General features: G+C 52.0%; 7 protein-coding genes and 1 tRNA gene. 6 read left to right on the top strand and 2 right to left on the bottom strand.

Going from position 1 to position 11,669, the window contains the following annotated elements:
* Together AC5OW4_RS12110 and AC5OW4_RS12105 are read right to left on the bottom strand one after the other, a co-directional pair.
* Positions 1–267, bottom strand: a 267-nt coding sequence (locus AC5OW4_RS12110; RefSeq protein ID WP_493677015.1) for a hypothetical protein, incomplete at its 3' end; no start/stop codon positions are given.
* 261 nt (positions 268–528) lie between these two features.
* Positions 529–613 (bottom strand) — tRNA-Leu (locus AC5OW4_RS12105).
* Positions 614–932: 319 nt separating this feature from the next.
* Here AC5OW4_RS12105 and AC5OW4_RS12100 point away from each other — a divergent pair.
* The 6 genes from AC5OW4_RS12100 (at position 933) to AC5OW4_RS12075 (ending at position 11,569) form a co-directional block, all read left to right on the top strand.
* Entirely contained in the window at positions 933–1,391 is a 459-nt protein-coding gene (locus AC5OW4_RS12100; RefSeq protein WP_072683841.1) for a MarR family winged helix-turn-helix transcriptional regulator, read from the top strand.
* A 15-nt stretch (positions 1,392–1,406) separates the two neighbouring features.
* Positions 1,407–3,653 carry an ABC transporter ATP-binding protein gene (locus AC5OW4_RS12095; protein ID WP_493677014.1) on the top strand — a complete coding sequence of 749 codons (2,247 nt, stop codon included), beginning with the start codon at positions 1,407–1,409 and terminating at the stop codon, positions 3,651–3,653.
* Entirely contained in the window at positions 3,634–5,505 is a 1,872-nt protein-coding gene (locus AC5OW4_RS12090) for an ABC transporter ATP-binding protein (protein ID WP_493677013.1), read from the top strand. The genes AC5OW4_RS12095 and AC5OW4_RS12090 overlap by 20 nt, the downstream gene beginning before the upstream one ends.
* A gap of 854 nt (positions 5,506–6,359) precedes the next feature.
* Positions 6,360–9,224 (top strand): leucine-rich repeat protein, encoded by a 2,865-nt coding sequence (locus tag AC5OW4_RS12085; protein WP_493677012.1) that lies wholly within the window; start codon positions 6,360–6,362, stop codon positions 9,222–9,224.
* 294 nt (positions 9,225–9,518) lie between these two features.
* On the top strand, positions 9,519–10,805 hold the full coding sequence (locus tag AC5OW4_RS12080; protein WP_083538456.1) for a sensor histidine kinase: 1,287 nt from the start codon (positions 9,519–9,521) through the stop codon (positions 10,803–10,805).
* On the top strand, positions 10,802–11,569 hold the full coding sequence (locus AC5OW4_RS12075; protein ID WP_072683836.1) for a response regulator: 768 nt from the start codon (positions 10,802–10,804) through the stop codon (positions 11,567–11,569). The genes AC5OW4_RS12080 and AC5OW4_RS12075 overlap by 4 nt, the downstream gene beginning before the upstream one ends.
* Positions 11,570–11,669 lie beyond the last annotated feature (100 nt).

The following is an 11,669-nucleotide window of genomic DNA, read 5'->3' as shown; positions in this document are numbered from 1 at the left end:
CCCATCCTGACTGACGATTTCTTTCTTTTCCATGGAGACGGTTTTCAGCCAGAGGTCGGTCAGCCGCTGTTCCTCGGCTTTGTTCGCTTCCTCGTTGCCATAGGTTTCGTTGACCGGCGCTTTGCCGTCGTTGGCGGATTGCGGCGCCTGATCGGCGCGGTAGAGCGCGTAATCGACCAGATAATTGCCGGCCCAGAAGCTGCCTGCGGTCAAGGCGGCAATCATGACGACGAGCACCGATATGAAAATTTTCGTTTTTTTCTTCATGCGGATTCATCCTCTTTTCAGGTTGGTTCGTTGAGAACCTGAACGAGGAAACAGTATAGCAGAATTTAGTTTGTATGTCAAAATAAATCATTTTACATCCTTGCCCGATTGCGGAATTTCCAGAGTGTCCGGGATTCCGCAGGAAAGTCTGAGGGAAGAAGAGTGGTGGACAACGGGATTTCAAATGCACAATCTGCGGTTAATTCCGCGGCAGACATAAAAAAAGCTGCCCGCTTTCGCGTTCAGCTGTTTGTTTTTATCTGGTGCGGTAGGTGGGACTTGAACCCACATGGTTTTACCCACACGCCCCTGAAACGTGCGCGTCTGCCGATTTCGCCACTACCGCATGATCGTTAAACAGTCATTTTTCCGACTGCTTTTATATATTACACTAAAACGCTGCGTAGTGCAAGAGTTTTTTTATTTTTTCTAACCGGTCAAACTGAATTTTTTCTCTTTTCGACTTCACCGCCGGTGTTTGAAAGCGAAAATCAGGATAAAGAAGCATTCATAACGATATCCCGGCACGCAAGCAAAAAAGACAATTTAGGCAGTTTGTAGGAAACTCTGCAAACCATATTGCATTTTATAAAGAGTAGAGTATAATTGGTTAACATAGTTAAATATTAAGTAACTTAACTATCCAGACAAAAGAGGTGACCGGTATGGATGAACAGGAAATTGCTCAAAAACTGATGCGGCTGATTTACGACATGCGCCAGCGCAGCGAATCTCGCGGACGCAAGAAGAAAACGATGAATTCCCGGGATATGATGATTTTGCACGGAATTCTTCATCTCAACCCCGAAGGAATGATCAAAATGAGCCAGATCAAGGACTATTTCCACGTCAGTCCGGCAGCGGTATCGCAGGGAATCCGTTCCTTTGAGCAGCAGGGATGGGTCGAGCGGGTACTCCTGGACAACGACCGGCGCAGCGTCTACATTCGGGTGACGGAGAAAGGCCGCGAGCTGATGCAGAAAAGAGAACAGGAATTCTGTGATCAGCTGACCGCCTATTTCCGCTATCTGGGCGAATCCGACAGCCTGGCTTTAATCCGCACGCTGGAACGGACGATTGAATATTGTCAGAGTCTGGCAAGCCGGGATTCGCAGGAAAAGTAAGAAAGGAGTTTTTTTATGGTCAGAATCAAAAAGGTGAGAATCACCCAGTATTTGAAACCGTTCGCGCTCTCCATCGCGGCGGTTATCGTGCTGTTGTTTGCCCAGGCTCAATGCGAGCTGGCGCTGCCGGATTACATGGCCGACATCGTCGACGTCGGGATTCAATCCGGCGGCATTCGCAGCGCGGTTCCGGAAGTGATCCGGAAAAGCGAAGCGGAAAAACTGGCAATGTTTCTTAATGACGAACAGCAGCAGCTGTTTCTTTCAAGCTATACGCTGGTGGACGCCGGACAGGCCAGCGCAAAACAGATTAAACAAGCTCCGTTAGTCGAACAGGAACCGGTATATTTCCTGAATTCGCTGACTGACGAGGCACGTGCCTCGCTCAATTCGATGTTGGCGCGGGCGGAAATGATCGTCGTCAGTCTCCCCGGCTTAAAGAATAGCGAGGAATTCAAAGAATTAAATCTGCCGGAGGACGTCGATCTGTTTTCCCTGCTGAGGCAGCTGCCGCAGGAAGTCATTGACGACATCGTCGCCAGGATCGACGCCAGTCTGGAAGTGGCTGGCGAAAATGCGTCGTCGGTAGCGTCAGCCCAGTTTATTAAAATGGAGTATCGGGCAATCGGCATCAATACCGATTCAATTCAGCTCAATTACATTTTCAGTAGCGGCTTGCGGATGTTGGGAATCGCGTTGTTTGGAACGATCTGCGCGATTATCGTAACGTTTCTGGCTTCGCGGATTGCGGCCGGCGTTTCCCGCAATCTGCGGCTGGCGGTTTTCAGCAAGGTTGAAAATTTCTCATCTGCGGAATTCAATCAGTTTTCCACCGGCACGCTGATCACCCGGACGACCAACGACGTTCAGCAGATTCAGCAGGTGCTGGTCATGTTTATGCGGATTGTCGTGTATGCGCCGATCATCGGCGTCGGCGCGATCATCAAGGTACTGAACACCAACGCGTCGATGACCTGGATCATCGCCCTGGTCGTCGTGGTCATCATGGCGATCATGGGCGTGGCGTTTGCGGTCGTCATGCCGAAGTTCTCAATCATCCAGAAACTGCTGGATAAGATGAACTCCGTCCTGCGCGAATTTCTGGACGGCCTGCCGGTTATCCGGGCGTTCAATACCCAGGGGTATGAAGAAAAGAAATTTGATCAGGTCAATACCGATGTGACGAAAACCAACCTGTTTGTCAACCGCACACTGGCGCTGTTAATGCCAATGATGATGCTGGTGATGAACTGCGTCGGCATCCTGATCGTCTGGGTCGGCGGCCATCAGATCAATCTGGGCACGCTGCAGGTCGGCGACATGATGGCGTTTATTCAGTACAGCATGCAGATCATCATGGCGTTCTTAATGATTACGATGGTTTCGATCATGCTGCCGCGGGCGGTGGTTTCGATCAAGCGTGTGCTGGAAGTGCTGAATTGCCCGCTGTCGATCGCTGATCCGCAGCAGCCGAAGTCGTTTGATCCTCAGCAGCATGGCTACGTTGAGTTTAAAGACGTGGCGTTCCGCTATCCGGGCGCTGAGGAAAACGTTCTGGAAAACATTTCGTTCCTGGCCCGTCCGGGACAGACGACGGCCTTTATCGGTTCGACCGGTTCCGGCAAATCCACAATCGTCAATCTGGTACCGCGCTTCTTTGATGTCACGGCGGGCTCGATCGAGGTTGACGGCGTGGATATCCGCGAGGTCAGTCAGCAGGAACTGCGCCATAAGATCGGTTATGTACCGCAGAAGGGCGTGTTGTTCTCCGGCACCATCGAATCCAACCTGCGCTATGCCGACGCCGATGCCGACTGGCATCAGCTTAAGCAGGCAGCGGAAATTGCACAGGCGAGCGAGTTCATCAACGCCAAACCGGAAGGCTACGATGCGCCGATCGCACAGGGCGGTACCAACGTCTCCGGCGGACAGAAGCAGCGGCTGTCGATTGCCCGCGCTCTGGTCCGCAATCCGGAAATCTATATTTTCGACGATTCGTTCTCCGCGCTGGACTTCAAGACCGATGCGGCGCTGCGCAAAGCCCTCAACGAGCTGTGCCAGCGGACCGGCAGCACGGTGCTGTTGGTCGCGCAGCGAATTTCGTCGATCATGCATGCCGATCAGATTGTTGTGCTGGATAAAGGCCGTATCGCCGGAATCGGAATGCATGATGAGCTGATGAAGACCTGCGAGGTGTATCAGGAAATTGCGTATTCGCAGCTGTCAAAGGAGGAATTGGATCATGACGAACACGAAGCATAATCCGAAACCGATGATGCGCGGTCCGATGGGACGGGGACATGGAATGCGCGGCGCCGGCGAAAAGGCCAAAGATTTCAAGGGCACGATGAAGCAGCTGCTGCGCTACATCAAGCCATATTCTTTATCCATGGCGTTTGGAATTCTGTTTGCGGCCGTCGCGACCGTCATGACGGTTGTCGGTCCGAAAATTTTAGGCAAAGCGACGACGGAACTGGCTGTCGGACTGAGTGCGAAAGCGATGGGAACCGGAGGCATTAATTTCGGCAGGATCGCTGAAATTCTGATTTTCTTATTATGTTTGTTCGGTTTATCAGCCCTGTTTCATTATTTCCAGAACTGGCTGATGGCCAGTGTCGCGCAGAAGGTTTCCTACAACCTGCGCAAAGCGCTGGCCGAGAAGATCGACCGGCTGCCGTTTAAATATTTTGACACGCATTCGCATGGGGATCTTCTGTCGCGGGCGACCAACGACGTCGACACGGTCTCGCAGACGCTGAACCAGTCTCTGGCGAATATCATCACGGCGCTTGTCCAGCTGTTCGGCTTCACGATTGTGATGTTGTCCATCAGCTGGGAAATGACGCTGATGGCCTTCTGTGTTCTGCCGCTTTCAGCGATCCTGGTCATGCAGATCGTCAAGCGTTCGCAGCGGTTCTTTGCCCGTCAGCAGGAAGCTTTGGGCGCGGTCAACGGCCATATTGAAGAAATGTATTCCGGGCATATCGTCATGAAAGCGTTCAACGGCGAGGAACGTTCGATCGCGGAATTCAGCGAGAATAACCAGCGGCTGTACGATTCCGCGTGGAAATCGCAGTTCTTAAGCGGCATGATGCAGCCGTTAACAACGCTGATCGGCAACCTCGGCTATGTCGGCGTCTGTATCCTGGGCGGCTGGCTGGCGATCAGGGGCGCGATTGAAATCGGCGACATTCAGGCTTTTATCGCCTATGTCCGCAACTTTAATCAGCCGATCAACCAGCTGTCTCAGTCGATGAACGTCCTGCAGTCGACAGCGGCGGCGGCAGAGCGGGTCTTCGAATTCTTAAACGAGGAAGAAGAAGTCGCTGAAACCACAACGCCGGCGCCAGTTCGCGACCGGCACGGCAAATCCCTGATTCAGGGACAGGTGACGTTTGAAAACGTTCATTTCGGCTACAATCCGGACAAGATCATCATCAATGATTTCTCAATGTTCATCAACGCCGGCAAGCGGGTTGCCATCGTCGGGCCAACCGGCGCGGGCAAAACGACGATCGTCAAGCTGCTCATGCGGTTCTATGAGCTCAACGGCGGAACGATTTATGTCGATGGACAGGATATCAGAAATTACAAGCGGTCAGATCTGCGCTCGCTGTTTGGCATGGTGCTTCAGGACGCGTGGCTGTTTGACGGCACGGTCATGGAGAACCTGCGTTACGGACGGCTGGACGCGACGGATCAGGAAGTCATCGCGGCGGCCAGGGCGGCGCATGTGGACCACTTTATCCGCACGCTTGATCATGGCTATCAAACGATGATCGACGAGGATTCCGGCAATATTTCGCAAGGGCAGAAGCAGTTGTTAACGATTGCGCGGGCGTTCCTGGCGGATCCGAAGATTCTGATTCTGGACGAAGCGACGTCCTCGGTCGATACGCGGACGGAGGTCCTGATTCAGAAGGGCATGGAAACGTTGATGAAAGGCCGCACAAGCTTCATCATCGCGCATCGTTTGTCCACGATCCGCGACGCCGATCTGATTCTGGTCATGAAGGACGGCGACATCGTCGAAGCGGGCACGCATGATTCGCTGATGGCGGATAACGGCTTCTACGCTTCCCTGTATAACTCACAGTTTGAGGATTGCGAATAGAGAAATCTTTATTCAGTCTGAGAACAGGCAGATGCGGTTTGAATCGCTGCAGCGATGATTGTTTTCGTTAAGCAGGATGGTTTATGGAAAAGGAATTTTGATATTTATCGTCAGCGGATTGCGGGCCAGTGTTGGGCTGCAGCTCGTCTGGATAAATTTCTTCCTTTTCCTTTTTTAGTGCGGCGATGGATAAAAGTGCTGCCAGAATGGAGGCAATAATGCAGCGGATTTTTAAAGTGCAGGGTGAAGCCGGATTCAAAGGAGAAATTGCAGGGGAGCGGCATCGCGGATGCGCTGCCAATGCAATCCGAACGCCTACAATATGTCATTATCGCTTGTGATCATTCAAAATGATAAAAAACAGTCATGATTACTGATCAGACAGCAGGGATTGCAACGTGTGAAATTGCGGCTTCTTTGGAAAAGGCCGCAGGGCAGGAAGACCGCTCACAAATCATCAAAGCCATGCTTTGATCCATGATCAAGACTGCTGCCGGCGGTTCCCCTGACTGCGTGAAAGCAGGGGGAAAGACGGGATTTTGCTTTCAATCATTGCGAAATTCGAATGAGAGTCTTACATTTCCATGACTTTGAACAGGCGGCAGGAGAAACCGGAAAAATTCCGTGTATAATAAAATCAGAAAAGAAACGATGTTATCCTGCAGGCGAAAGTGACGGTTGAAGCGCACCGAAGAAGCAGATTTCAGAAAAACAGAATTCGACAGCTTGAAGATCTCTGCGAAAACGGATTCAGCCCGGGTGTTTTTGCGCAGCCTCAGGATGACAGAATACAGGTTTTTAAGCTTCTGCTGAAAGATTGTAATGAATTGCCTGGACAAAAAAGGAGGGATATCATGAAGAAAAGATTAAGACATCTGATCATGATCGGCGGATTGTCGCTGGGATTGTTCTTCTCGCTGCAGCCGGCTGCAGCTCAGACGCTTGCGGAAGAGCGAACAGGCGAGGTTTTGCCTGCGGCCGCCCCGGGACGGCTTGTCCTGGATACCGGCATGAACCGGACCGGGAAACGGACGGCCAGACAGGCTGGCGAAGTGACGATCGCCTCCTTTGACCCGTTGGAACCGAACGTTGCCGAACAAACCGTAGCGGTGGGCACGGCTCTGTCAAAATTGAACCTTCCGGAATCATTGTCCGGGACGGATTTGGAAAAGAATCCGCTGCCAGACATTCCGGTCACATGGAAAACGAAGGACGCGGCTTACGATCCGTCAAAACCGCAGGATTATATATTTATCGCTGAACCTGGCTCAGGCTATGTTCTGGCGCCGGCTGCGGCGCTGCCGGAAATTGTGGTCACGGTGACCGGCTTCGAGCCGACGACGCTGCCTGAAAACTATGTGCGCGTCACGGTGAGGGCGGGCGAGCTGAAGACCAAGGTGGAAAAGGGACCGGTCTTGCCGCAGAAGATCGCGGCCTTGTTTATCGAAGGTACGCTGAATGAACAGGATATGAAGTACATTCGCGGAACCTTGACGAATTTAAAAACATTGGATTTGGAAAAAACAGCGCTGATTACCATTCCCAACGCGGCTTTCTCAAGCATGACTTCCCTGGAAAACCTCGTTTTGCCCACGTCAGTGAAGACGATCGGTGAACAGGCGTTGAAGGACTGCACGCATTTGACCGCGGTGAATCTGGCGGGGGTCAATGTCGTTGGCGACAGTGCGTTTGAAGGCTGCGCCAGTCTGGGAGCCGTTAATCTCTCCCAGGTTCAGACCTTGGGAGAAAAAGCCTTTGCCGGCTGTTCCAATCTGACGCTGGCGGCGGATACCAATTTAAGCCAGGCGCTGAAAACGATCGGCGAATCTGCTTTTGAGAATTGCGGAAAACTGACGGGTGTGGATCTGTCCCAAGTTGAGGCGATCGGGACCGCCGCTTTCAAAAACTGCGAAAAGCTGACGCTGAAAGCTGGAACCAATCTGAATGAGAAAGTAACGATAATTCATCCGTTCACCTTCACCAGCTGCACTTATCTGACGGCCGTCGATTTATCGCATGTCGCCATGATCGGCGGCAGTGCGTTTAAGAACTGCGGTCGTCTGGGCGAAGTGAATTTATCGCAGGTTACCCTGCTGCAGGACTCTGCGTTTGAAGACTGTCATCAATTAAAGCTCAAGGCCTCGACGAATTTGAATCCGGGATTAAGCGTCATCGGCAACCGGGCGTTCAGCCAATGTTCAGCCCTGACGCAGATTGATTTGTCACATGTCGAAACGATCGGTGAGGAAGCTTTCGCTCATTGCGCTTCGATCAGCGAAGCCAATCTGATCAAAACGACGACGCTGGGCGCCGGAGCCTTTAAAAACTGCACAGGCTTGAGCGTGCTGGGAATGCCGGCGAACAAGCCGAACTGGCAAACTACTCCGTTTGAGAATGTGCCGGCCGTCTTACTGCTGTTTGAAAACAGTCAGACGTATGCGGATTTATCTGTATTTCCTTCCGGTTCTTCCGTTCCGGTCATCGAAGGAAAGGATATCCAGGCCGGGGAAACGCTGGAATTGACGATAAAACCGCAGATCAACGTGAACGTCACATATCAATGGAGCTTTAACGGAACTCCGCTGAGTGCGCAGACAAATCCGACTTTGAAAATTGATCAGGCGCAGGCCAGCCACAGCGGCGTCTATCAGTGCGACGTGATTTGGGGACCTTTTGTTCAGCGGGCGGAAAAGACGGTAAAAGTGACGGAAATCATACCAACGCCAACCCCGACGCCAACGCCGACCCCGACCCCGAAACCGCAGCCGGTGCACGAACACAATTATGGGCCGATGCAGTCCGATCCGACCTGGCATTACCGCGAATGCCTTGACGGCGACGGCGCCAAGGCGGAAATCGCGGAGCACACGCCGGGCGACTGGATCATCATTGAAAAGGCCACCGCGACGAAACCGGGAAGCAAAAAGAAAGTCTGCACCGTTTGCGGAAGACAACTGGAGTGGCAGGAAATCCCGGCCACCGGTCCGGAATATGCGCAGAAAACATTGAAGTCCAAAGAGAACGGGATTCAGATTCACGGCGAGTTCAGCTTTAACTCGGTGCTGGCGGCCTCCGCGGAACTGCCGCATAAGGAAGGGTCTTGCGATGCGTGCGACGCGATTCGTGAGCAGCAGAAGAAGGACGGCTGGCTGTCTGGCTATCGGCTGCAGCTGAAGGCGGGAAAATACCGCGGCTCGCTGACGATTGAAATTCCGATGGATCAAAAAGACGGAACGGAATTGAACGTATGGATTTGTCAGAATAAAACATTCGTGAAAGATACGAAAAAAGTGACGTCCAAAACGATAACCCTCACTATGGACAGCTGGCCTGATTATATTGGATTCTCTGAAGTACCGGTTGTGATCAGCGGACTTCCAGGTTCCCTGAATTTAACGGTCGGCGAACAAACGACGCTGAAACCGCAGCCGGAGGGCGGCAGTTGGGAATACGATCCCTCAGTTCTGGAAATCACAGGACAGGACAGCTATATTGTAAAAGCACTGAAGACCGGTGAAACGACGATTACCTATTCAGCGGGCGGCGAGCGGTTCAGTCTGAAAGTTCAAGTCGCAGAGAAAGCGGCGGAACCTGAACCGGAAGTAAAGAAAACCGGAAGCATCGTTCCGTTTGCGATTGGGATTCTGGTCTTTGCGGCGGTCGTACTGATCGGCGGCGCCGTGTTCTTGAAGCGGCAGATTGATCAGTCTCAGGGCTGATCAAAACCATGAGGAAAGACATCGGTCACACGCTCCTTGACGAGGCGCAAACCGGGTGAACCCAGCGTGCAAGACAAGCGGAATCAGCGGCAGAACCTGCAGTGAGAGCTTACAGCGAGAGGATGAAAATCGTCTCGCTTTTTTGGCGGCGATCAAGCAGCCGGACAGCCGCGGCCTTTCACGGAGACGACGCAGCGTGAAACCGCTTTCTCAGGTCAGAATATCTGCATTTTCTTTTTTGGCGCACTCTGTTATAATGGTCTCAATTCAATAGAAGAGACAGGGGGAGTGGCTGTGGATAACTTCTTGATTGCCAATATTGCGCTGGACATTTTCTGCCTGATCTTATCGCTCATCCCGATCATCTATCTTGGAAACGATCATCGTTGGCATCAGAAATTAAACCGCTATTTTCTGGGGGTCAGCGTTTCCAACGGATTGATGATTATCGGTGATCTGGGCGACTGGTGCTTCCGGGATATCACAACTCCGTTGATGATGACAGCGGCAATCTTGCTGGTTGTCCTGTATTATGTCAGCTCCGCCTTTGTCCTGTATTTTTTTGCCCGTTACATCGACGAATATTTGAAACTGACGCATCCTGTAAGAACGATCTTTTTGCGGAGTATCACGCTGTTGTGCGGCGTACAGATTTTCTTTGCGCTGATCAGTCCGCTGACCGGAGCGATTTTTACCATTACCGCCGCCGGCTATCAGCGGGGTTCGCTGTTTTTGATATCCCAGCTGGTTCCGCTGTTCTGTTATTTGTCGTTTACCTGGCTGGTCGTACTGAATCGAAAAAAGCTCATCCGCCGTGAAGTAATCTTCTTTTTGTTGTATATCTTTATTCCGCTGGGCGCCGGGGCGTCGCAGATGTTTCTTCGCGGGATCGCGGTGGTGAATGTCGGCGTAACGCTGGCGCTGTTGTTTATCTTTGTCAATATTCAGTCCGAGCGTGATCTGCTGATCCGGCAGCAGGAAAAAGAATTGGCGGAATCCCGGGTTGAAATCATGCTTTCGCAAATCCAGCCGCACTTTCTATACAACACGTTGACAACAATCTGCCAGCTTTGCGATGTGGATCCCCATCAAGCGAAAGCGGCAATCCGGGATTTTTCATTGTTTTTGCGCGGAAATATGGATTCGCTGGAAAGCAAAGCGCCGATTCCTTTTGAACAGGAGCTTCTCCATGCGGAAAATTATCTGTCACTGGAACGTCAACGCTTTCAGAACCGGCTTAAAGTGGTTTATGAAATTACAGCGCGGGATTTTTCGATTCCCTCGCTCACGCTGCAGCCGATTGTGGAAAACGCCGTGCGCCATGGCGTATTGAGAAGGGAAGAAGGAGGCACCGTTACGATCAGGACTGAGGAAACGCCAGACGCTTACCTTGTCATCGTCGCTGACGATGGTTTGGGTTTCTCTGATAAATTTGAAGAAGACAATCAATCTCATATCGGAATTAAAAATGTAAGGGAGCGGCTGGGGATGTTATGCGGGGGAACGCTGACCTTGCAAAGTACGCCGGGCAAAGGGACTGTGGCGACCATCATGATTCCCAAGGAAGGAGCAACGTTATGAATTATATCGCAGTCGACGACGAACCTTTCGCGCTGAAAGATTTGGAGGAAGCGCTGGCGGAAGCGGCGCCGGACAGTGTCTTACGAACGTTCGGCGTTCCCAGCGAGGCGCTGGCTTATGTTCGTGATCATCCTTTCGACGCCGCATTTCTGGACATCGAATTGGGAAGTATGAACGGATTGGTGCTGGCAAAAAAATTGAAAGATCTTTGTCCGCAGGCGCATATCATTTTTGTCACGAGCTATAAACAATACGCGCTGGGCGCGATTCAGATGCATGCGACAGGTTATTTGTTAAAGCCGGTCACAGCGGAGGCTCTGCGCCGGGAACTGACCTTTGCCTATGGCGAAGCGCTGCGGCAAAAGCGGGTGCGGGTGCAGACCTTCGGCGGCTTTGATATTTTTGTGGATGGCCGTCCTGTCACGTTTAAACGCGCAAAATCCAAAGAACTGCTGGCTTATCTGATCGACCGGCGCGGCGTCAGCGTGACGGCGGCGGACGCCTGTGCCGCATTGTGGGGCGATGCTTCGATTAAGGCCAGTAAAAAAGGGTACTTCCGGATTGTTGTCAAGGGATTGCGGGAGGCGCTGCAGGCGGCGGGCATCGAAGAAATTCTGCTGCGCTCATGGAACAGCCTCGCGATCCTTCCGGAACGGCTGGATTGCGACAGTTATCACTTCCTGGACGGCGATCCGCAAGCTGTCAACAGTTATCGTCACGATTATCTCTGCTGCTATGAATGGGCGGAATTCCGCCTGGAATAAACGCAGAACTTTCATCATCAGCATATCCGGCTTCCTCATGGGAGTCTTTTTTTTGCAAAAAATGCATAGCCGGTTTGTAACGGATTTGTAACGGGGCGTG

Source organism: Holdemania sp., assembly GCF_986127675.1.
Note: the sequence above shows the minus strand (reverse complement) of the source record. Positions and strands in the feature narration are given on the sequence as shown.